A 22,797-nucleotide genomic window follows, 5' to 3' on the forward strand; every position below is an offset into this window, starting at 1 on the left:
CTAGGGTTCATACGTGGGTCAGGTTTGAACGGAAATCAGTGACGGTTGAGGGTCAGTTCTTGCCGGAAATCAACAATCCGCTGGCTGCTGGCCTTGTCCTTCGGAGTGGGGCCAAGTTCAGTGCGCGGACTGGCCGCGATCTTCGTGGCCGCGTCGTAAGTCTGTGCGGTCCTGGCCCTGTACAGCAGCTCCCCCTTGGGGATGGTGCGAACGACATCAGACTTCAGCTTCTTGTCGGCACCCGCCAACATGCTGAAGACTGAATCGAGGAAGCCCTTGGCATTGGGGTTGAAGAAGCGGTGGGTGTGCCTGACGCCGGCGACGAACTTCTCCCACCTCTCCTCGTAGATGTTCAACTCAAGGCTTCCGTCATCGTTGTAGTAGTGCCTCTCTCGACCATCGTCGGTCTTCAGGTAGGGCTCTGGCAGGTAAGCCATCAGGTCATCGAAGTACACCTCTTGCCCGAGGTCGAACCACTCGGCCAGAACGATGTCGATGCCATCTACATTGATGTGGTCGGACCCGCATTCGTAGATCAGGTCCAACTCGTAGTGGGTCCGGTCTTCTTCGGTGGCAACGTTCTTGTCCACCAGCTCAAGGATGTGGTCAAAGAAGACGTGGCGGTGCGCTGCAAGATCCACCTGTCTGCAATAGGAGCACTGGCCCAGCTCTCCTCGGTTGAAGACGACCTCCTTGAGAGGTCGTGGCGTGACACATCCTGAACAAATCATTCTTACCCCCTGTCTGTTGGCAGTCTACGCACCTTGCTGCGCCCCCGCCCAAGACCAATGTTCGGTTTGATGCAGCGCTACAGAGCAGCCCATTGGACTCATTGCCGGGCAAGGAGGCGCCGCAAAAGCAGACATTGGTGAACTTCAGCTATAAGCCTTGCCCCGCCGGTCGGCCTGCCCGACGCCCGACCGGGGCGGGACGATCGGGTGCCTGATGGATAGCGTCTCATAATCCTGCATGAAACTCGTAGTTGCTATTCATTTCGATGGCGCGCAAGCGAATGTCGCTGCCGTGGCTTTCGACGCCTGGGATTCACCGGAGGCGACGAAGACTTACGTCTCGCACGTCGCCCATGTCGAGAGGGCAACACCCGGAAAACTCGACCTTCGCGAACTGCCCTGCGTGATGCAGCTGCTGCGCGAGCACAGCCTGGAGCCCGAGCTCATCCTCATCGACGGTTTCGTCCACCTTGATGCCGATGAAATGCCGGGTCTGGGCCAGCACCTGTTTCAGGCGCTGGGCGGCATAACGCCCATAGTTGGGGTTTCGAAGACGAGTCGGCCCGGCCTGTCGTCGCAATTCGAGGTCATGCGAGAAGAGGAAACGAAACCGCTAGTCGTGACATCCGCGGGCATCGACATTGGCGCGGCCAAGGCGCGCCTGCGCGCGATGCATGGCAGGAAGCGCATCCCTACGCTCATGAAGCTCGTGGCTCGCCTTGCAAAGAACAAGGACTGAACCCAGTCTTCGATAGCTGGCGAGTGCATCCCGATGGTCGGTTGAGCAGCGGTTGCGGCCACATGCCCGCGCTCCGATGACCGGCGGCTATGCCGCGGCTTACGGTCCTTCGGCGTGGTGCATCAGCTTAGGTTTTGCGCTTGGATCCTGCTTGCGCGCGGCGATGACGCCATTGATTCGTCCAGTCCCGCATGCGCAACGTCTTGCGCGCGACGGCGTTGGTATGCTCCGCACCTATGTCGCCCGAGCAACACCAGCTTCAATCTGGGATCCAGGCCCTGGAGGCTCAGCGCGGCTTGCTCGGTGACGCGGTAGTGGACATGGCGGTGGCACCGCTCAAGGCCAAGCTGGCCGCGCTGGCTGCGCCACCGGCGCCACCGGCCGAACCCGCCCAAGTCCTCAAGCAAGTCAGCATCTTGTTCCTGGATGTCGTTGGCTCGACCACGCTCGCCCAGCACCTCGACCCCGAAGCCATCAGCGCGGTGATGGACGGTGCGTTGGCGCGCGGCACGGACGTCGTCCAGGCCCACCGCGGCAAGGTGCTGCAATACGCGGGCGACAACATCCTGGCCGCCTTCGGCGCCGACGAGTCCCGCGAGGACGACACCGAACGCGCCGTGCACTGCGGCCTGGCCTTGCTCGAACTCGGCAAGCTGCTCGGCGCGGAAGTGCAGTCCACCCACGGCCACCCCGGCTTCAACGTCCGCGTCGGTGTGCACACCGGCGCCGTGCTGCTCGGTGGCGGGGTTGATGCCGACGGCAGCATCCGCGGCATTGCCGTCAATATCGCCGCCCGCATGGAGCAGACCGCCCCGGCCGGCGCGCTGCGCATCAGCCACGACAGCTACGCGCAGGTGCGCGGCCTATTCGACGTCGATGCGCAGGATCCGCTGGCGGTCAAGGGCGTCGACACCCCCATCCAGAGCTACCTGGTCAAGCACGCCAAGCCGCGCAAGTTCCGCATCGGCACGCGCGGCATCGAAGGCGTGGCCACGAAGATGATCGGCCGCGATGCCGAACTCGAACAGCTGCAGGCCGCCTTCAAGCGCCTGTTCGAAGCCCGCAAGCTGGCCGCCGTCACCGTGGTCGCCGACGCCGGCATCGGCAAGAGCCGGCTGCTGTACGAGTTCGAGGCCTGGAGCGAGGCGCGGCCCGAGAGCTTCTTCCTCTTCCGCGGCCGCGCGACACCGCAGACCGGCGCCCAGGCCTTCGGGCTGCTGCGCGACATCCTCGCCTGGCGCTTCCAGATCCAGGACGACGACAGCATCGAGGCCGCCAGACAGAAGATGGAAGACGGCGTCGTGCCCCTCTTCCTGCACGACGACGGCCCGGACCTGGCCGAAGCCCACGCCCACCTGCTGGGCCACCTGATCGGCATCGAGTGGATGAGCAGCCGCCACATCAAGGGCATCCTGGACGATCCCAAGCAGATCAGGAACCGCGCCTTCCACGCGGCGGCGCAGCTCTTTCGCCGCGTTGGCGCGAGCGACGGCAGCCCCGTCGTGATGCAGCTCGAAGACCTGCACTGGGCCGACAACGAGAGCCTGGACTTCCTGAACTACCTCGCCGAGGTGAACCGCGACGTGCCGCTGCTGGTGCTGAGCTTCACGCGGCCGACCTTGTTCGAGCGCCGCACCGACTGGAGCAGCACCGAGGGTCTCCACCAACGCATCGACCTGACGCCGCTGGACAAGACCGGCAGCCGGCTGCTGGCCAACGAATTGCTGAAGAAGCTGCCCGAGGTGCCGGCCGCGCTGCGCGAACTCGTCACCAGCAGCGCCGAAGGCAACCCCTTCTACATGGAAGAGCTGGTCAAGATGCTGATCGACCAGGGCGCCATCCAGACCCGCTCCAATGGCAGCGAGGCCTGGGCGGTCAACGCCGAACGCCTGCTCGTGACCCAGGTGCCGCCCACGCTCACCGGCGTGCTGCAGGCCCGGCTCGACGGCCTGCCCCAGGCGGAGAAGCGTGCGCTGCAGCAGGCCAGCGTCGTCGGCACGGTGTTCTGGGACCAGGCCCTGGCCGCCATCGAGGCGCAGGCGGCCGAACTGCTGCCGGCGCTGGTGCGGCGCGAGCTGGCGCTGCCCCGAACCGATGCGAGCCTCGATGGCCTGCGCGCGGACCTGCGCGAGTACGCCTTCCGCCACCAGGTGCTGCACCAGGTGACCTACGACACCGTGCTCAAGCGCGACAAGCGCGAGGGCCACGCCAAGGTGGCGCAGTGGCTGGCCGCATTGACCGAGCAAGGCAGCCCGCGCGCGGGCGACTTCCTAGGCCTCGCCGCCGAACACTTCGAGCGGGCCGGCGACGCGTCCAGCGCGGCCGAGTTCCATGCCCGCGCGGCCGAGCAGGCGGGGCAGCGCTTCGCGCACGACCGCGTGCTGGCGCATGTGGGGCGGGCGCTGGCGCTGCTGGGGGAGCCAGCGCCACCGCCGGCCCAGGCCGAGCTGCGCTGGCGGCTGCTCACCTCCCGTGAGGCGACGCTGAACCTGCAGGGACGGCGCGACGAGCAGGCGGCGGACCTGGACGCGCTGGATCGTCTGGCCGAGCAGCTGGACGACGATCGCCGGCGCGCCCACGCCGCCCATCGCCGCTGCGGCCGCGCGTTGCGCATGGCCGACTGGGCAACGACGGCGGGCTCGGCACGCCGAGGACTGGCCTGTGCCCTGCGGGCCGGCGACGACGAGTTGCGGCTGCACGCGCTGCGTATGCTGTGCGTGGCGCAGATCTACCAGGGCGACATCGACGGGGGGCGGGCGCTGGTGCAGCAGGGCTTGGCCGAGGCGCGAAGCCTGGGCCTGCGCGACCACGAGGCACGGCTGCTCAACGCACTCGCGGTGATGGCCGACATGCGGGGCGACCTGGTGGGCGCACTGGAACTGGACCGGCAGAGCGTGTTGATCCACCGCGAGACCGGCGACCGGGTCAACGAATCCGTCGGGCTGTTCAACCAGGCTGAAGGCTGGCTGAAGCTGGGCGACCTGCCGCAGTCGCGGCGCGACGTTCAGGCGGCGCTGCAAATGGCCCGGGACAATGGCGACAGGAACAGCGAATGTGTGGCCCTGACCGGCCTGTCGGCCGTGGCGCTATGGCAAGGCGACGAGACGCGCGCGCTCGCGCTGGCGAGGCAGGCGCTGGACATCGCCACGGCGGCAAAGGTGCGTGACTTCGAAGTGCTCGCCTGGTTGCGCCTGGGCGCGGCCGAACTCGCGCTCGGCCGCGGCGCTGCCGCTCGCGACGCCTACGCGCACGCGCGTGAGCGGGGGGTGGAGATCGACTCGCCGTGGCAGCACGACGCCAGCGCGGGCCTGGCGCGGGTGGCGCTGTCTGAAGGCGGCGCCGTGGCGGCCGGCGGTGCGATGGCTGCACTGCAGCCGTTGCTGGACCACATTGATGCCGGCGGCACGCTGGACGGCACCGAACACCCGCGCCTGATCGAACTCAGCTGCCACCAGGTCCTCGCGCGCGCCAGCGACCCGCGCGCGGCCGACTGGCTGCTCCGCGCCCATGGCGCGCTGATGGCCCAGGCCGATGCGATCAGCCGCAGCAGCACCGACGCCACGCTGCGCCAGGGCTTCCTGCAGAACATCCCGCATCACCGCGAGATCGTCGCGGCGTGGGCGAAGCGTGACGTGGCGAGCGAGTCGTCTGCAAGGCAAGTGGACTGAACCAGGCCCCTGCATTAAAGAGAATGGCTCGGCCGGTCGCCCTGCCTTTCACGAGCAAGCAGACCAGACAAGGATTGGCTGCTGGCCTGGGCGATCGATCAATCGATCGCTCCGCAGCTCACTCTTTACTGGAGATTGACATGGCAGGTCAGGAAGTCACGTTCGACGAAGTTGCCGCCGCCGCGCATGGCCTGGTGAATGGCGGCATGCCCGTGACCGTCGGCGGTTTGCGCGAAGCCCTGGGGACGGTGTCCGCGCTGTCCATCCACAAGCATCTGACGGCCTGGCGCGCCGGGCAGGCGAAACCGGCCGATGCATCCGGCGCGGATTTGCCCGAACCCCTGATGGCCGCCTTGAGCGGCTGGGCTCGGCAGCTGGCGGATGACGCTGCCGCCCGCCTGCGCGACAGCCTGGCGCAGGCGGAGAGCGATCTGGCGTCGCTGCTCAAGCTGAATGAACGGGCCGAAGCCGAGCGCGACGAATTGGACGCACAGCTGGCCACGCTCACGGCGGACCATGATCAGGCCCGGGCGCGGCTGGCGGAGCGCGATGCCGGCATCGAGCGACTGACGGTCGAGCTGCGTCATGCCCGCAACATCGCATCCGACGCCTTGGTCGGCAAGGCGAAAGATCAGCTGGCGATCGAAGGTAAGGACGCACAGCTTGCCGAGCTGCGCCGCCAGCTCGAGCGGCATGTGACCACGTCCGCGGCGGAGTCCGATGCGCGCCTGGCCGCCGAGATGGAATTGGTCGGCGCGGTCACCGCTCGCGACAATCTCGCCGCGGAGCTCGCGGAGCTGCGCGACAAGATCGACATCGTGGCGATCGAAGCAGCCCGGCGCGGCTGAAGGACTCAGGGCGCCTGGTCCACCGGCCAGTCGGGATTCAGCAGCGCGTGCACCTCGTGGTCGCGCCAGGCGCCGTCGATGAAGAGGTAGCGCCGCGACAGGCCCTCGGGCCGGAAGCTCAGGGCCCGCAACACGGCGCGGCTGCGCGTGTTCTCGGGCCGCACCGCGGCCTGGATGCGGTGCAGGCGCACCTCGGGCCCGAACATCTCCGCGATCACCGCGCGCAGGGCCTCCTGCATCAGGCCGCGGCCCTCGGCGTTCCGGTCCAGGCCGTAGCCCAGGATCGCGTTCTGGAAGGCCGCGCGCGCCACCTGCGTCAGGTGGGCCTGGCCGATCATGCGGCCGGGGTCCTCGCGCAGGCTGAACCAGTAGCGGTAGGCGCTGCCGGCCGCGAAAGCGCGCTCGCCCTGCGCCAGGCGCTCGGCCACCGCCGCGGGCTCGAAGAAGCCCTCGGGGTAGGGCGGGTCCCAGCGCGCAAAATGCCCGAGATTCCGCTGCTGGTAGTCGCAGACGGCCGCGGTCAGGGCCACGGAGGGCGCGCGCAGCAGCAGGCGCTCGGTCAGCAGGAACTCGGCGGCCACGCCCGGCTCCTCCGGGCGCTGGCTCGGGCTCATGCCGGCAGCGGCGGAGCGAAGCGCAGCCCCATCGCGATGCGGTTCCAGGCATTGATGCCGGCGATCGCCGCGGTCAGGAAGCTCAGGCCGGCGGCGCCGAACTCGGCCAGCGCCCGGGCATACAGCGCGTCGTCGGCACCGCCCTCGGGGGCCAGGGTCAGGGCCTCGGTCCAGGCCAGCGCGATGCGCTCGCGCTCGCCGTAGACCGGCGCCTCGCGCCAGGTGGCCAGCAGGTCGAGCTTGGCCGCGGGCAGGCCGAGATCGCGCGCCACGTTCAGGTGGAACTGCAGGCAGAAGGCGCAGCCATTGAGCTGGGAGGCGCGGATCTTGATCAGCTCCTGCAGTTCCTTGGGCAGGCCGGAGGCGTTGACGGCCTTGCCCAGGGCCTGCAGGGCCTCGCTGACGCCGGGCGTCAGGGCGGCGAACTCGGGGCGGTCGATGCGGGGAGCGGTCATGGGATGTCGGGCAGACGGTGCGGCGATGGACGGATTATCGGCGCGGGCCGTCCGCGCGGACGGCCCGGGCGGGGGTGGGGCAATTTGTCCAAAGGCAATTTGTCCAGTCGCACGACGCCCGGAAAACCTGAAGAATGGCAACATATTGAGCCAGCGCAAGCCCGCAATACCGCGGCCCGGCGCGGCCGCAAGGAGCCGCATGTGCAAGCAGGCATGGACGCACTTCTACTGGCCCGCATGCAGTTCGCGGCCAATATCACCTTCCATATCCTCTTTCCCACCATCAGCATCGCGCTGGGCTGGGTGCTGCTGTTCTTTCGCTGGCGCTGGCTGCGGACCCGGCTGCAGTCCTGGTTGCTGGCCTACCGCTTCTGGACCAAGGTGTTCGCGCTGACCTTCGCGCTGGGCGTGGTCAGCGGCATCACGATGAGCTTCCAGTTCGGCACCAACTGGCCGGGCTTCATGGAGCGCGCCGGCAATATCGCCGGTCCGCTGCTGGGCTACGAGGTGCTGACGGCCTTCTTCCTGGAAGCCGGCTTCCTGGGCGTGATGCTGTTCGGCCAGGGGCGCGTCAGCGAGCGCGTGCATCTGTGGGCGACCTTCCTGGTGGCCTTCGGCACCACGCTCAGCGCCTTCTGGATCCTGAGCCTGAACTCCTGGATGCAGACGCCGCAGGGTTTCGAGATCATCGACGGCGAGTTCCACGCGCTGAGCTGGGCCGCGGTGATCTTCAACCCCTCCTTTCCCTACCGCCTGGCGCACAAGCTGCTGGCCTCGGGCCTGACCGTGGCCTTTGTGCTGGCCGGTGTCAGCGCCTGGCAGCTGCTGAAGGGCAAGGCGCAGCCGCAGACCCGGCCGGTGCTGCGCGTCGGACTCACGCTGGCCGCGCTGCTGATCCCGCTGCAGATCTTCGTCGGCGACCTGCACGGCCTGAACACGCTGCAGCACCAGCCGGCCAAGATCGCCGCGATGGAGGGCGTTTGGCAGACGGAGAAGGGGGCGCCGCTGCTGCTGTTCGCCTGGCCCAACGAGAAGACGCGCAGCAACGACTATGCGATCGGCGTGCCCCAGGGCGCCAGCCTGATCCTGACGCATGAGCGGGACGGCGAGATCCGCGGCCTGGACGAGTTCAAGGGCGCGCATCCGCCGGTGGCGCCGCTGTTCTTCGGCTTCCGCATCATGGTGGGCATGGGCCTGCTGATGCTGGGCTGCAGCTGGCTCTCGCTCTGGCTGTACCGGCGTTCGGGCTGGCAGGGCCTGCCGCGGCCGCTGCTGTGGGGCCTGGCGCTGATGAGCTTCTCCGGCTGGATCGCCACGGTGGCCGGCTGGTATGTCACCGAGATCGGCCGCCAGCCTTTCATCGTCTACGGCCTGCTGCGCACCGCCGAGGTGGCCTCGGCGACGCCGGCGCCCACCATCGCGCTGACCCTGGTCGGCTATGTGAGCCTGTACCTGTCGCTGCTGCTGGCCTATGTGGCCGTGATCAAGAGCATGGCCGAGAAGCCGGTCGACGCCCTGCCGCCGCCCGGCGGCAACCCGATCGCACAAAGGAGTGCCGCATGAGCGCCGACCACTGGATGCCCCTGGTCTTCATGGGCCTGATGGGCCTGGCCCTGCTGATCTACGTGGTGCTGGACGGCTATGACCTGGGCGTCGGCATGCTGATGGCGGGGGCCTCGGACGCCCACAAGGACCGCATGGTGGCGTCGATCGGCCCCTTCTGGGACGCCAACGAGACCTGGCTGGTGCTGGGCGTCGGCGTGCTGCTGATCGCCTTCCCCAAGGCCCAGGGCCTGATCCTGAACGCGCTCTACCTGCCGGTGGCCCTGATGCTGCTGGGCCTGATCCTGCGCGGCGTGGCCTTCGACTTCCGCGTCAAGGCCGATGCGCAATGGAAGCCGCTGTGGAACCGCGCCTTCATGGCCGGTTCGCTGCTGGCCTCGCTGGCCCAGGGCTGGATGCTGGGGCGCTATGTCACCGGCCTTGCCGAGGGCTGGGTCTACGATCTGTTCGCCGCCGCGATCGCGCTGGCGCTGGCTTCGGCCTATGCCCTGCTGGGCGCCGGCTGGCTGCTGATGAAGGCCGAGGGCGAGCTGCAGCGCCTGGCGCTGGCGCGCGCCAAGCAGGCCTGGCCGGCCGTGGTGCTGGGGCTGGCGCTGATCTCGCTGGCCACACCCTGGGTCAGCCCCACGGTGCGCGAGCGCTGGTTCCAGATGCCGGCCCTGATCGCGCTGCTGCCGATCCCGCTGATGAGCGGCCTGGCCCTGCTGGCGCTGCGCGCCCAGCTGAACTCCAGCCGGGTGCTGGGCAAGCTGTGCTGGCTGCCGTTCGCGCTGACCGTGACGGTGATGCTGATGGGCTTTTTCGGGCTGGCCTACAGCCTCTACCCCTATGTGATGATGGATCGGATGACGGTCTGGCAGGCCGCGGCCGCCCCGAAGTCGCTGCAGTTCATCCTGGTCGGCTGCGCCATCACGGTGCCGGTGATCCTGGCCTACACCGTGTTCGCCTACCGCGTGTTCTGGGGCAAGGCGGCCGAGCTGCACTACGGCTGAGGCAGGGACGGTGCGGCGCCGGGCTTCGTCCGCGGCAGTTGCAAGTCATCCCGGCCAAGGCGCAATTCGTCGCGCGCGGCTGGCCGGGGCCGGCACGAGTTTCGATACTCCCCTCATCCTGAATCCGGTGAGCATGGGAGTACGCAATGAACAAAAGACAAGAAGGCAGCGCATCCCTGGCCCTGCTGGCGCTGGCCTTGCTGCTGCCGGCGGCGCCGGCCCAGGCCAGCGAGGTGGTCAAGCTGGCCCGCCTGGTCATCACCGGTCAGCGCAGCCCCGTCGGCGAGCCGGCCGCCGAGAAGCCCAGGGTCGAGCGTCTGCCGCCGGTGCTGATCGAGGGCCGCCGTACCGAGGACGGTGTGCAGTACGCCTTCCAGCGCCGCAACCTCCCCAAGGCCATGTGAGATCGGGCCGAAGCCTCAGCCCAGGCGGGGCGGGGCGGGGTGCAGCCGCGCCATCATGTAGCTGTCGACATAGCGGCCGGCGCGCAGTGCAAAGGCGCGCTGCTGCCCTTCGATCTCGAAGCCGAAGCGCTGGTAGAGCCGAACAGCACGTTCGTTGTCGATGTAGACGCCCAGTTCGATCCGCAGGACCTGGCCCCAGTTGTCGGCATAGTCGAGCAGGGCCGCCATCAGCGCGCCGCCGACGCCCCGGCCCTGCGCCTCGGGCGCGACCGCCATGCCCAGGTGCATGACATGGCGGCGCCGCGGCGACGGGCCCGCGGCCATCAGCCCGGCATTGCCCACCAGCTCGCCATCGAGCACGGCGGCCAGATGCAGATCCTGGCTGCGCGCCGGCGCGAGGTTGTCGGTGAGCTTCTGCTTCCACTGCTCCTCGTTGCCAAAGGGCATCTGCAACAGGCCGGGCAGCACCTCGGGGTGGCTCATGATGCGGGCCATCGCGGCGGCGTCGCTGACCTGGGTGCGACGGATCTGGATCTCTGCCTTGTTGCTCTTTTCCATCGTCTGCTCTCCTTGTGGGTGGGCGTAGAAAAAACAAAAGCCCGCTGGGTTCAGCGGGCTTCGGGAGGATTCTTGGGGACTGGACCGTCAGGGGCCGCCGCCGATTCGCCCCGCCGCCGCATCTGCCATGCCGAAGACCGGCAGCATCGGCTGCCGATGGGCCTGTAGCGAAGAGGCGGTGCGGACGCAAGACATGGCCCCAGTATGGGGGGCGGCGTGCAGGGGCGTCAAGCCGAGGCGACAATCGCGTGGCTATGCCCCGCCTGACCACATTGCCCCCCGCGCCCGTTCCCGAACCCGCCGTGCCTGCCGCAGCGCGCGGCCAGCCGCGGCCGGCCCTGCGCTATGCGCTGCGCGCCGGCCCCAGCAAGATCGACGGGCTGGGCGTGTTCGCCGACGAAGCCATTCCGGCGCGGCGCAAGATCGGCGAGATGCGCGGCGAGGCCATCTCGGTGAAGGAGGCGCGCCGGCGCGCCAAGGGCCGCGCGCGCATCCACATCGTCGAGGTGTCGGAGACCCGCGCGGTCGATGCGACCGACTCTCCCGAGCCGATGCGCAACATCAACCATTGCTGCGCACCCAATGCGGTGCTGCGCATCCGCCAGGGGCGGGTGGAGTTCTACGCGCTGCGCGACATCGAGGCCGGCGAGGAGATCACCTGCCATTACGGCGACAGCCACCACGAGGGGCGGCTGCGCTGCCGCTGCGGCGCGCCGAACTGCTCCGGCAGGCTGTAGCCCACCCCCTACGCGCTGCGCGCGCCCCCTCAAGGGGGCGTCGCCGGCTGCCCGGCAAAGCCGGATCAGCGGCGCCCGCTTGGGAACACGGTGCCTTAGGCGGCGGTGTCGTCGTTGGCGGCCGCCGCCTGCTGGAGCCAGAACAGGCGCAGGTCCTGCACCGAAAAGAGGGCATCGTCGATCAGCACATGCTGGTCGACCGCCACGTCCTCGTCATAGGCCTCGGCGATATAGGCCTGGCGCTGCTCGCCCTCGGGCAGGGCCACGGCGGCCACCGACATCAGCATCGCGTCCAGCATCTGGCCGGCCTCGCTGTCGGCCTCGAACTGGTACCAGTCGGCCTGGTGATCCTGCACGGCCTGCATGAAGCCCTCGACCCACATCTGGCCGGCGGCCGGCAGGCGCTCCAGCAACTCGGCCTTCAAAACGCCCTGCGACAGCAGTTCCGCCTTCATGGTCTCGTCGAACTCGGTGATCAGCGGCACCAGCCGCATGGCCTCGGGGTCTTGCAGCAGCGCGTCGGGGGCCAGGCTGTCGGCGATCTCGTTCCAGCGCAGGTGCAGCGCGTCCATGAAGGCGTCGATCTGTTCCTGCTCCTGCAGCGGCGCGGGCCAGTCCTCGCCGAACAGCGCGTCCATCGCATCGGCCGGGGCCGCCAAACCCGATGCGGCGGGGCCGCAGAGCAGCGCGTGCAGATAGCCGTCCAGGGTGTCGATCGTGATCGCGGGCGAATCCTCGTCGGCGCTGGCGGCCAGCACATGCAGCAGCGCGGCCAGGCGCTCGGCGTTGTCGTGGTCCAGTTCGGGACTGTTGTGGTCGTCACTCATCGGTTTTCTCCAAAAAACAAGGGCCCGCGTGGGCCCTCGCTGTGTATCGGTTCGGGGGATCAGAGGCGCTCGCCGATCCAGGCGGGCACGCTTTGCAGCGCGGCGGGCAGGGCCTTGGCATCGGTGCCGCCGGCCATCGCCATGTCGGGCTTGCCGCCGCCCTTGCCGCCCACCTGTTGGGCGACGAAGTTGACCAGCTCGCCGGCCTTGAGCCTGCCCACGCTGTCGGCCGTGATGCCGGCGGCGATCTGGACCTTGTCGCCGTCCACCGCGGCCAGCACGATGGCCGCCGTCTTCAGCTTGTCCTTCAGCTTGTCCATGGTCTCGCGCAGGGTCTTGGCATCGGCGCCCACCAGCGTGGCGGCCAGCACCTTGATGCCCTTGACGTCGACCGCCTGCGCCAGCAGCTCGTCGCCCTGGGCCGAGGCCAGCTTGCTCTTCGCGGCGGCCAGCTCCTTCTCAAGCAGCCGGACCTGGTCCAGCACCGCATGGATGCGCGGCTCCAGCTCGGTCGGCGCGGCCTTCAGGGTGCCGGCCACGGCCTGCACCGTGTCCTCCAGCTGCTGCAGATAGGCCAGGGCGTTGTCGCCGGTGACCGCCTCGACGCGGCGCACGCCGGCAGCCACGCCGCCCTCGGCCACGATCTTGAACAGGCCGATGTCGCCGGTGGCCTTGACATGGGTGCCGCCGCAGAGTTCCTTGGATGAACCGATCGACAGCACGCGCACCGTGTCACCGTACTTCTCGCCGAACAGCATCATCGCGCCCGACTTCTGCGCATCGTCCAGCGCCATCACCTGGGCTGAAGCGCCGGCATTGGCCAGGATCTCGGCGTTGACGATGGCTTCAACCTTCTTGATCTGCTCGGTCGTCATCGGCGCGTTGTGCGCGAAGTCGAAGCGGGTGCGCTCGGCATTGACCAGCGAGCCCTTCTGCTGCACATGGGCGCCCAGCACCTCGCGCAGGGCCTTGTGCATCAGATGGGTGGCGCTGTGGTTGCGCACGGTCTTGGCGCGGGCCTCGGCATTGACACGCGCGGTGAAGGCGTCACCGACCTTGATCGCACCTTCCAGCACGCGGCCATGGTGACCGAACACATCGGCCTGGATCTTCAGCGTGTCCTCGACCGCAAAGCGGCTCAGGTTGTTGCGCAGCTCGCCGGCATCGCCGACCTGGCCGCCGCTCTCGGCATAGAAGGGGGTGTTGTCCAGCACGACGACCGCGTCGTCGCCGGCCTTGGCCTCGTTGACCGAGACGCCATCGACGTAGACGGCGGTGACCTTGGCGTTGTCGGTCGCCAGATGCTCGTAGCCGTGGAAGGCCGTGGCAGCGCCCTTGTACTCCAGGCCGGCGGCCATCTTGAACTTGCCGGCCGCACGGGCCTGCTCGCGCTGGCGGGTCATCGCGGCCTCGAAGCCGGCCTGATCGACGGTCACGCCGCGCTCGCGGCAGACGTCGGCGGTCAGGTCGACCGGGAAGCCGTAGGTGTCGTGCAGCTTGAAGGCGGTCTCGCCATCGACTTGGCTTGAGCCCTTGGCCAGCGCGGCTTCCAGGATCTCCATGCCGTTGGCGATGGTCTGGAAGAAGCGCTCCTCCTCCTGCTTCAGCACCTCGGTGACGCGGGCCTGGGCCTGGCGCAGCTCGGGATAGGCGTCGCCCATCTGGTGCACCAGCTCGGCGACGATCTGGTGGAAGAAGGGCTTGCGCGCACCCAGCTTGTAGCCATGGCGTATCGCGCGGCGGGCGATGCGGCGCAGCACATAGCCACGGCCCTCGTTGCCGGGGATCACGCCGTCGACGATGGTGAACGAACAGGCGCGGATATGGTCGGCGATCACCTTCAGCGAGGCGCTGTCCTGGTCATAGCCATTGGCACCGGCACCATCCACGGCCTTCTTGGCGGCGGCCAGCAGGCCGACGAAGGTGTCGATCTCGTAGTTCGAGTGCACATGCTGCAGCACCGCGGCCAGGCGCTCCAGGCCCATGCCGGTGTCCACCGAGGGCTTGGGCAGCTTGTGCATCACACCGTCCTCGGTGCGGTTGAACTGCATGAAGACGTTGTTCCAGATCTCGATATAGCGGTCGCCGTCCTCGTCCGGGCTGCCCGGGGGGCCGCCGGCGATCTCGGGGCCATGGTCGTAGAAGATCTCGGTGCAGGGGCCGCAGGGGCCGGTGTCGCCCATCATCCAGAAGTTGTCGGACATGTAGCGGCCGCCCTTGTTGTCGCCGATGCGCACGATGCGCTCGGCGGGCACGCCCACCACCTTGTTCCAGATGTCAAACGCCTCGTCGTCCTCGGCGTAGACCGTGACCCACAGCTTCTCGGCCGGCAGCATGAAGTGCTTGGTCAGCAGCTCCCAGGCGTAGGAGATCGCGTCATGCTTGAAATAGTCCCCGAAGCTGAAGTTGCCCAGCATCTCGAAGAAGGTGTGGTGGCGCGCGGTGTAGCCGACGTTGTCCAGGTCGTTGTGCTTGCCGCCGGCGCGGATGCATTTCTGGCTAGTGGTCGCGCGGCTGTAGGCGCGCTTGTCGAAGCCCAGGAACACGTCCTTGAACTGGTTCATGCCCGCGTTGGTGAACAGCAGCGTCGGGTCGTCGCCGGGCACGACCGGGCTGGACGCCACGATCTGGTGACCCTTGGATTCGAAGAACTTCAGAAAGGTTTGGCGAATCTCAGCTGCTTTCATTCCGGGACTTTCCGCTGGCGCGAGCTAAATGCTTGATTTTTCGGGGCTTTGGATTATAGAGGCGGGGGGCTTTACAGGGCCGGGTTAGAGTGCATGCTCAAGACCCGATGGAGATCGATCGCATGGATAGCAAGACCGCGCCGCTGGCCACCCTGGACGATGCCAGCCTGCTCAAGACCCAGGCCCTGGTCAACGGCGAATGGGTGAATGGCAAGAGCAGCTTCGCCGTCACCGACCCCGCGACCGGCGCGCATCTGGCCGACGTCGCCAATCTGGGGGTGGCCGAGACCGAGGCCGCGATCGCCGCCGCCAACAATGCCTGGCTGGTCTGGCGCAACAAGACCGCGAAGGAGCGCGCCGCCATCCTCTTGCGCTGGCAGCAGCTGCTGGTCAAGCATGCCGACGACCTGGCCCGCATCATGACGGCCGAGCAAGGCAAGCCCCTGGCCGAGGCCAAGGGCGAGGTGATCTACGGCGCCAGTTTCATCGACTGGTTCGCCGAGGAGGGCAAGCGCATCTACGGCGAGACCATCCCGACCACCGACAACAACAAGCGCTACCTGGTGCTCAAGCAGTCGATGGGCGTCTGCGCGGCGATCACGCCCTGGAATTTCCCGATCGCGATGATCACCCGCAAGGTGGCGCCGGCGCTGGCGGCCGGCTGCACCGTGGTGATCAAGCCGGCCGAGGCCACGCCGCTGTCGGCGCTGGCGGTGGCCGAGTTGGCCCAGCGCGCCGGCATGCCGGCCGGGGTGCTGAACGTGCTGACCGGCGACGCCGAGGCTTCGATCGCGATCGGCAAGGTGCTGTGCGACAGCGATGTGGTGCGTCATCTGTCCTTCACCGGTTCCACCGAGGTCGGCCGCATCCTGATGCAGCAATGCGCGCCCACCATCAAGAAGCTCTCGCTGGAGCTGGGCGGCAACGCGCCCTTCATTGTCTTCGACGATGCCGACATCGACAGTGCGGTCGAAGGTGCGATGGCCAGCAAGTACCGCAACGCCGGCCAGACCTGCGTCTGCGCGAATCGCCTCTATGTGCAGGAGGGCGTCTACGACGCCTTCGTCGAGAAGCTGGCCGCCAAGGTGGCGGGCATCAAGGTCGGCAACGGCTTCGAGCCCGGCGTCAACCAGGGCCCGCTGATCGACGACGCGGCCATCGCCAAGGTCGAGACCCATGTGGCCGACGCGCTGGCCCTGGGCGCGCGCCTGGTGGCCGGCGGCAAGAAGCGGCCCGACCTGGGCGCGCGCTTCTTCGAGCCCACGCTGCTGGCCGATGCCTCGCCGCTGATGCTGTGCTCGCGCGAGGAAACCTTCGGCCCGGTGGCGCCGGTGTTCCGCTTCAAGACCGAGGCCGAAGTCGTGCAGTTGGCCAACAACACCGAGTTCGGCCTGGCCAGCTATTTCTACAGCCGGGACATCGGCCGCATCTTCCGCGTCGGCGAGGCGCTGGAGTACGGCATGGTGGGCATCAACACCGGCCTGATCTCGGTGGCCGAGGTGCCCTTCGGCGGCGTCAAGCAGAGCGGGCTGGGCCGCGAGGGCTCGCGCCATGGCATCGAGGACTATGTGGAGATCAAGTACCTCTGCCTGGGCGACATTCAGAAATAGCCCGGTCCGGCGCCGTGCCGCCGGCCGTGGCCGAAGGGCGACATAAGGCCCGGCCTCGCTTAGACTGAAGGCCCAATGCTTGTGGATGCTGACCAGGGGGGACGCATGCAGGGGACGGGCGGGGTGGCGGGACAAGAGGCCCGGGCGAAGGCGTGGCTACCGCCCTGGGCGATGGCGAGCCTGATGCTCGCGTTCGGGTTGATGCTGACCTCGGCGGCGGCCCTGTGGCTGAGCCAGCGCGAGCGGGATGAATCCCGGGCGCAGTTTCTGCGCCTGTCCGAACGGATCGACCTTGAGTTGCAGCGTCGGCTGCAGACGCCGATCTACGGCCTGCACGGCGTGCGCGGCGTCTATGCGGCCAGCCGCGAGGTGAGGCTGGCCGAGTTCCGCGACTATGTGGAGTCGCGCGATCTGGAGCATGAGTTCCCGGGCATCCGCGGGTTCGGCTTTATCGAGCGCGTGCCGCGCAGCCAGGCCCAGGCCTATGCCGAGGCCCTGCGGCGCGAGGAGGCGCCGGCGTTTCAGCTGCGCGGCGCCGGCCAGGCCAGCGATATGTACGTCATCAAGTACATCGAGCCCCTGGTGCGGAATCTGCCGGCCTGGGGCTATGACCTCGGCTCGGAGCCGGTGCGGCGCGAGGGCATCGAGCGGGCGATCCGCAGCGGCGTCGCGACGCTGACCGGGCGTGTGAACCTGCTGCAGGACCAGCAGCAGAGCCCGGGTTTCCTGCTGCTGGTGCCGGTCTATCGGCGCGGCAGCGACCCACATAACGATGCTCAGCGCTTTCGGGCCCTGGTCGGCCTGGTCTACGCGCCCATCGTGGCCCGCGAATTGTTCCAGGGCCTGGACCTGGTGGCCGACGGCTCGGTGGAACTGGAGGTCTATACCGGGCCGAGCGCAACGCCCGCGCAGTTCGTGTTCGCCTCGCATGCCGGCAGCCGCGGCGAGCCGCTGTGGCAACGCGAGCATCGCTTCAGCTTCGGCGGAACCACGCTGCTGCTGCGCACCGCCTCCTTGCCCGCGTTCGAGCAGCGCCAGCGCGCCGGCGGCCATGGCTGGCTGCTGCTGCAGGGCGGGGTGCCGCTGAGCCTGCTGCTGGCCCTGGCGGTATGGCAGCAGGCCTCCGGGCGGGCGAGGGCGGAAGGCCTGGCCCGCGCGATGACCGCCGACCTGCGGCGACTGGCCCGGGTGGCGCAAGGCACCACCAATGCGGTGTTCAGCACCGACGCCCAGCTGCGCATCAACTGGATCAACGAGGGTTTCACCCGCGTCACCGGTTATGGCGCGGAGGAGGCGCTGGGGCGCACGCCGGCCGAGTTGCTGGGCAGCGGCCAGGCCAGCCCGGCCGTCCTGCAGACCCTGGCCGACGCCGTGGCCGCCGGGCGCGGCTGCCGGGTGGAGATCGTCAACCGGCGCAAGGATGGCAAGCTCTGCTGGGTGGAGACCGAGTTGCAACCGCTGCACGACCCCCAGGGGCGGCTGACCGGCTTCATCGAGATCGCACTGGACATCACCGAGCGCAAGGAAGCCGCCGAACAGCTCTGGCAGGAGCGCGAGCGCCTGGCCAACATCATCGCCGGCACCGATGCCGGCACCTGGGAGTGGAATGTCCAGACCCACGAGGTGCATCTGGACGAGCGCTGGGCCGGCATGTTCGGCTACAGCCTGGACGAGCTGGCGCCGGTGAGCTACGACACCTGGATCCGGCTGGCTCACCCGGATGACCTGGCGAGCGCCGAGTTGCTGCTGCAGGCCCATGTGCGCGGCGAACTGCCGCGCTACGAGGCGGAGATCCGGGTGCGCCACAAGCTGGGCCATTGGGTCTGGGTGCTGTCGCGCGGCCGACTCTATGCCTACGCGCCGGGGGGCGCGCCGCTGTGGGTGGCCGGCACCCATCTCGACATCAGCAAGCGCAAGCTGATCGAGCAGGAACTGCGCGACAGCGAGGCGGTGCTGGAGCGCGCCGGCCGCATCGCCGGCATCGGCGGCTGGCAGATCGAACTGCCCAGCCAGAGCCTGCACTGGACCGCCCAGACCTTCCGCATCCACGAGCTGTCGCTGCAGAGCCAGCCGAGCCTGGCGGAGGCGCTGTCCTTTTACGACGAGGCGGGCCGCCAGGCGATCCAGGCGGCGGTGCAGCGCGCCTTCAAGCTGCACGAGAGCGCCGACCTGGAGCTGGCCCTGACCACCGCAACCGGCCGGCGCATCTGGGTGCGCTCGGTCGGCGAGCCGGAGTTCGAGCATGGCCGCGTGGTGCGCATCAACGGCACGCTGCAGGACATCACCGAGCGGCGCATGCTGGAGGATTCGATGCGGCGCGCCAACGAGGTGCTGCGCAGCGTGCTCGACAATCTGCCCTGCGCGCTCAGCGTGTTCGACGCCGAGTTGCGCCTGGTGGCGCACAACCAGCAGTTCCGCAGCCTGCTGGAGGTGCCCGACAGCCTGTTCGCGGCCGAGGAGCGCGGCGAGGGCGTGCGCTTCGAGGACCTGATCCGCTTCAACGCGGCGCGCGGCGAGTACGGTAGCCAGATCGACGTCGAGGCCATGGTCGCGGACCTGGTCGCGCGCGCACGCCACCCGAGCCCGCATCATTTCGAGCGCGTGCGCCCCAACGGCGTGGTGCTGGAGGTGCGCGGTGCGCCGACGCCCGGCGGCGGCTTCGTCACCACCTATGTCGACATCAGCGAACGCAAGCGCATGGAGGCCGAGCAGCAGCGCGACAGCGAGCTGATGCGGGTGGTGCTGCAGAACCTGCCCTGCGGCCTGACCCTGTACGACGCCCGGCAGCGGCTGACCCTGCACAACCAGCGCTACGCCGAGCTCTACCAGCTCGACGAGGCCTTCTTCGCCGACGCGCCGGTGACGCTGGAGCGCATGGCGCTGCTGACGCAGCGCCGCGGCTGGAACGGCGAGCTGAGCGAGGCGCAGGCGCTGGCAGCGGCGGCCGAGCGCGTGCGCGCGGCGCAGCAGGCGCCGCAGTACTGGGAGCGCAGCCGCCCCGACGGCGTGGTGCTGGAGATGCGCAGCGCGCCGCTGGCCGACGGCGGCTTCGTCACCACCTATACCGATGTCAGCGAGCAGCGCCGCGCCGCGGCCGAGCTGGCCCGCACCCTGGCGATGCTGCGGGCCGTGCTGGACGCGGCCAGCTCGGTGGCCATCATCGCGGCCGACCAGCGGCGCCTGATCAGCGTCTTCAACCGCGGGGCCGAGCTGATGCTGGGCTACCAGGCCGAGGAAATGGTGGGCCGGCGCCGCACCGCGGACCTGTTTGCGCCGGAGGAGATAGAGGACTACGGCCGCCGCGTCTCCGCGCAGCTGGGCCAGCCGATCGACGGCTACGCCGCGATCATCCATCCCTCGCAGCTCGGGCGCGAGCTGGAATGCAGCTACCTGTGCAAGGACGGCAGCAGCGTTCCGGCGCGTCGCGTCGTTACCGAGATGCGCGACGCCGATGGCGGCATCTATGGCTATCTGGCCGTGGCCTACGACATCACGCGCCAGAAGGAGGCGGAGGCCTCGCTGCGCGAGGCCAAGGCCGTGGCCGAGCAGGCCAACGCGGCCAAGAGCCAGTTCCTGGCCAATATGAGCCACGAGATCCGCACGCCGATGAATGCCATCCTGGGCATGCTCAAGCTGCTCTCGCGCACGCCGCTGGACGCGCGCCAGCGCGACTATGCGGGCAAGACCGAGGGCGCGGCGCGCTCGCTGCTGGTGCTGCTGAACGACATCCTGGACTTCTCCAAGATCGAGGCCGGCCGCATGGAGCTGGACCCGCAGCCCTTCAGGCCCGCGCGGCTGCTCGAGGAGCTGCAGGTGATCCTGCAGGCCAACCTTGGCGCGAAGCCGCTGCAACTGAGCTTCGAGTCCGACCCGGAGCTGCCGGCCGGCCTGCTGGGCGATGCGCCGCGCCTGCAGCAGGTGCTGATCAATCTGGGCGGCAATGCGCTCAAGTTCACCGCCCAGGGCGTGGTGAGCGTGGGCCTGCACCTGCTGGCGCCGGTGAACGCGAGCGCGCTGGTCGAGTTCCGCGTCAGCGACACCGGCATCGGCATCGCCCCCGAGCACCAGGCCAAGATCTTCGCCGGCTTCACCCAGGCCGAGGCCTCGACGACGCGGCGTTTCGGCGGCACCGGCCTGGGCCTGGCGATCAGCCAGCGCCTGGTGCGCATGATGGGCGGCGAGCTGCGGCTGGCCAGCCGCCCGGGGCGGGGCAGCGAGTTCTTCTTCAGCCTGCACCTGCCGCTGGCCGAACCGCCGCCCGAGCCGGCCGCCGAATCGGGCGTTCGGAGCCAGGTCCCGCTCCAGCGGCGCCTGGCCGGGCTGCGGCTGCTGCTGGTCGAGGACAACCCCAACAACCAGCAGGTGGCGCAGGAGCTGCTGCAGGACGAGGGCGCGCTCGTCGTGCTGGCCGGCGACGGCCGGCAGGCGCTGGATCTGCTGCAGGCCGGCGAGCGCTTCGACGCGGTGCTGATGGACGTGCAGATGCCGGTGATGGATGGCTATACCGCCACCCGCGCGATCCGTGCCCGGCCGGAACTGGCGCACCTGCCGGTGATCGCGATGACGGCCAGCGCGATGAATGCCGACCTGGAGGCCTGCCGCGCGGCCGGCATGGACGAGCATGTCGGCAAGCCCTTCGAGATCGATCACCTGGTCGAAGTGATCAGCCGCCGCGTCGGCCGCGCGGCTCGGCCGCGGCGGTCCGGGGCCGGCGCGAGCGTGCCGGAGGAGTTGCAGATCCAGGCCCGGGCCGCGGGCCTGGATCTGCGCGCTGCCCTGCACCGCCTGATGGGCAAGACGGCGCTGCTGGAGCGCATGAGCCGCTCCTTCGCGACCCAGGCCCGGGCGCTGCCGCCGGAGCTGCGCGCCCGGCTGACGGCCGGCGACCAGGCCGGTGCGGCGGCCGCGCTGCACACCTTCAAGGGCCTGGCCGCGACGCTGGGGGCCGAACGCCTGGCCGAGCTGGCGCGCCAGGGGGAGCAGGGCCTGCAGGCGGGCGCGCCGCCGGATGGGGTGTGGGTCGACGGACTGAGCGCCGCCATCGAGCAGGGCTGCGAGGCGCTGCTCGCCGCCGCCGCGGCCCTGAACGCGCCGCCGGGCGAGGCCGCGGCCGCCGAGCGGCCGCCGGACGTCGCCGCGGCACGCGCCGAGCTGGGCGCGCTGATGGATCTGCTGCGCCGCTCCGACATGGCGGCGCTCGAGGCATTGGAGACCCTGCGCCGCGGCCAGGGCGGCGCGCTTGAGCTGGAGCCGCTGGACGAGGCCATGGCCGGGCTCGACTTCAAGGGCGCTCTGCAATACTGCGCGCAATTGCTGGGAGACCTGCCGTCATGAGAGATAACGCATTCGACCTGGACGCGCTGCTCGGGCGTCGGCCGCGGCTGCTGCTGGTGGACGACCAGCCGCTGAACATCCAGGCCCTGCACCAGGTGTTCGCGGCCGACTGCCAGGTCTTCATGGCCACCGGCGGCGAGGCCGCGCTGGCGCTGGCGCTGGAGCAGCCGCCCGACCTGATGCTGCTGGACGTGCAGATGCCCGGCCTGGACGGTTTCGCCGTCTGTCGTCGGCTCAAGAGCGATCCGGCGCTGGCGGCGCTGGCCCATGTGCCGGTGATCTTCGTCACCGCCCATCAGGATGCCGAGGCCGAGACCCGCGGCTTGTCGGAGGGGGCGGTGGACTTCATCAGCAAGCCCTTCAATCCGGCCGTGGTGCGTGCGCGTGTTCATACCCACCTGACCCTGAAGCTGCAGTCCGATGTGCTGCGCCAACTGGCCTTCATCGACGGGCTGACCAGCCTGTACAACCGCCGCTGTTTCGACGAGCGTTTCGAAGCCGAGCTGCAGCGCGCGCGGCGCAACGCCCAGCCGCTGGCGGTGCTGCTGGTGGACGTAGACTTTTTCAAGAACTACAACGACCACTACGGCCATCTGGCCGGCGATGATGCGCTGCGCAGCGTGGCGCTGGCGCTGCGCAGCGCGCTCAAGCGCCCCGGCGATCTGCCGTGCCGATACGGCGGCGAGGAGTTCGCGGTGCTGCTGCCCGAAACCGACCGGGATGGTGCGCAAGAGGTGGCCGACCAGCTTGAGCGGGCGGTGCGGGGACTGGGCCTGCCGCACGCGAACTCCGCCGCAGCCCCGGTGCTGACGATCAGCCTGGGCGGCGTGGTGGGGGTGCCGGGCGCCACGGACGATGGCGCGGAGATGCTGGCATGCGCCGATCGCCAGCTCTATGAGGCCAAGGCCCGGGGCCGGGCGCGGGCCCTGCTGGCGGCGCTGTAGGCCGGGCCGCCACCTTCACTTGGGGGGGCTTCCGGAGCGGGGCGGTCTGCAATACTCCGTGCGGGTCAGCTAGGGGAGGGCCGCAA

At 69.1% G+C, this 22,797-nt stretch carries 16 protein-coding genes; 10 read left to right on the forward strand and 6 right to left on the reverse strand.

Features of this window, described 5'->3' with window-relative positions; translation table 11 throughout:
* Window positions 1-35: 35 nt before the first annotated feature.
* Window positions 36-590, reverse strand: coding sequence for a hypothetical protein (locus AC07OQ_RS21665; RefSeq protein ID WP_495055211.1), 555 nt, complete (start codon window positions 588-590; stop codon window positions 36-38).
* A gap of 379 nt (window positions 591-969) precedes the next feature.
* Here AC07OQ_RS21665 and AC07OQ_RS21670 point away from each other — a divergent pair, with 379 nt between their 5' ends.
* The 3 genes from AC07OQ_RS21670 to AC07OQ_RS21680 all read left to right on the forward strand — a co-directional run bounded on the left by AC07OQ_RS21670 (window position 970) and on the right by AC07OQ_RS21680 (window position 5,986).
* Window positions 970-1,470: an endonuclease V gene (locus AC07OQ_RS21670; protein ID WP_495055212.1), complete on the forward strand. Its 501-nt coding sequence runs from the start codon at window positions 970-972 to the stop codon at window positions 1,468-1,470.
* Window positions 1,471-1,706: 236 nt separating this feature from the next.
* Window positions 1,707-5,138, forward strand: coding sequence for an ATP-binding protein (locus tag AC07OQ_RS21675; RefSeq protein WP_495055213.1), 3,432 nt, complete (start codon window positions 1,707-1,709; stop codon window positions 5,136-5,138).
* Window positions 5,139-5,278: 140 nt separating this feature from the next.
* A complete protein-coding gene (locus AC07OQ_RS21680; RefSeq protein ID WP_495055214.1) occupies window positions 5,279-5,986 on the forward strand; it encodes a DNA-binding protein in 708 nt (235 codons plus the stop codon).
* 5 nt (window positions 5,987-5,991) lie between these two features.
* Here the strand turns inward: AC07OQ_RS21680 and AC07OQ_RS21685 are convergent, their stop codons facing one another.
* Window positions 5,992-6,600, reverse strand: a complete 609-nt coding sequence (locus tag AC07OQ_RS21685; RefSeq protein ID WP_495055215.1) for a GNAT family N-acetyltransferase — start codon at window positions 6,598-6,600, stop codon at window positions 5,992-5,994.
* The gene (locus tag AC07OQ_RS21690; protein ID WP_495055216.1) at window positions 6,597-7,055 is read right to left on the reverse strand and encodes a carboxymuconolactone decarboxylase family protein; all 459 of its coding nucleotides are present in this window, start codon (window positions 7,053-7,055) and stop codon (window positions 6,597-6,599) included. The genes AC07OQ_RS21685 and AC07OQ_RS21690 overlap by 4 nt, the downstream gene beginning before the upstream one ends.
* A 213-nt stretch (window positions 7,056-7,268) precedes the next feature.
* Between AC07OQ_RS21690 and AC07OQ_RS21695 the strand changes: the two genes are divergently transcribed.
* The 3 genes from AC07OQ_RS21695 to AC07OQ_RS21705 all read left to right on the forward strand — a co-directional run bounded on the left by AC07OQ_RS21695 (window position 7,269) and on the right by AC07OQ_RS21705 (window position 10,014).
* Window positions 7,269-8,618: a cytochrome ubiquinol oxidase subunit I gene (locus AC07OQ_RS21695; RefSeq protein ID WP_495055217.1), complete on the forward strand. Its 1,350-nt coding sequence runs from the start codon at window positions 7,269-7,271 to the stop codon at window positions 8,616-8,618.
* Window positions 8,615-9,610, forward strand: a complete 996-nt coding sequence (locus AC07OQ_RS21700) for a cytochrome d ubiquinol oxidase subunit II (RefSeq protein ID WP_495055218.1) — start codon at window positions 8,615-8,617, stop codon at window positions 9,608-9,610. Before AC07OQ_RS21695 ends, AC07OQ_RS21700 begins: the two co-directional genes overlap by 4 nt.
* Window positions 9,611-9,756: 146 nt before the next feature.
* Window positions 9,757-10,014, forward strand: coding sequence for a hypothetical protein (locus AC07OQ_RS21705; protein WP_495055219.1), 258 nt, complete (start codon window positions 9,757-9,759; stop codon window positions 10,012-10,014).
* Window positions 10,015-10,029: 15 nt separating this feature from the next.
* On the opposite strand, the gene AC07OQ_RS21710 is transcribed toward AC07OQ_RS21705, so the two are convergent.
* Window positions 10,030-10,572, reverse strand: coding sequence for a GNAT family N-acetyltransferase (locus AC07OQ_RS21710; protein WP_495055220.1), 543 nt, complete (start codon window positions 10,570-10,572; stop codon window positions 10,030-10,032).
* Between the two features lie 254 nt (window positions 10,573-10,826).
* Between AC07OQ_RS21710 and AC07OQ_RS21715 the strand changes: the two genes are divergently transcribed.
* On the forward strand, window positions 10,827-11,309 hold the full coding sequence (locus AC07OQ_RS21715; RefSeq protein WP_495055221.1) for an SET domain-containing protein: 483 nt from the start codon (window positions 10,827-10,829) through the stop codon (window positions 11,307-11,309).
* 95 nt (window positions 11,310-11,404) lie between these two features.
* Here AC07OQ_RS21715 and AC07OQ_RS21720 read toward each other — a convergent pair whose 3' ends face one another.
* Together AC07OQ_RS21720 and alaS are read right to left on the reverse strand one after the other, a co-directional pair.
* Window positions 11,405-12,136, reverse strand: coding sequence for a UPF0149 family protein (locus tag AC07OQ_RS21720; RefSeq protein ID WP_495055222.1), 732 nt, complete (start codon window positions 12,134-12,136; stop codon window positions 11,405-11,407).
* Between the two features lie 59 nt (window positions 12,137-12,195).
* Entirely contained in the window at window positions 12,196-14,823 is a 2,628-nt protein-coding gene (alaS, locus tag AC07OQ_RS21725; RefSeq protein ID WP_495055223.1) for an alanine--tRNA ligase, read from the reverse strand.
* Between the two features lie 122 nt (window positions 14,824-14,945).
* Between alaS and AC07OQ_RS21730 the strand changes: the two genes are divergently transcribed.
* The 3 genes from AC07OQ_RS21730 to AC07OQ_RS21740 all read left to right on the forward strand — a co-directional run bounded on the left by AC07OQ_RS21730 (window position 14,946) and on the right by AC07OQ_RS21740 (window position 22,711).
* Window positions 14,946-16,433: an NAD-dependent succinate-semialdehyde dehydrogenase gene (locus AC07OQ_RS21730; RefSeq protein WP_495055224.1), complete on the forward strand. Its 1,488-nt coding sequence runs from the start codon at window positions 14,946-14,948 to the stop codon at window positions 16,431-16,433.
* 183 nt (window positions 16,434-16,616) lie between these two features.
* A complete protein-coding gene (locus tag AC07OQ_RS21735) occupies window positions 16,617-21,767 on the forward strand; it encodes a PAS-domain containing protein (protein WP_495055225.1) in 5,151 nt (1,716 codons plus the stop codon).
* Window positions 21,764-22,711, forward strand: a complete 948-nt coding sequence (locus AC07OQ_RS21740) for a diguanylate cyclase domain-containing protein (RefSeq protein ID WP_495055226.1) — start codon at window positions 21,764-21,766, stop codon at window positions 22,709-22,711. The genes AC07OQ_RS21735 and AC07OQ_RS21740 overlap by 4 nt, the downstream gene beginning before the upstream one ends.
* The last annotated feature ends 86 nt before the right edge of the window (window positions 22,712-22,797 follow it).

The organism is Roseateles sp. GW821-FHT09B06 (assembly GCF_059418245.1).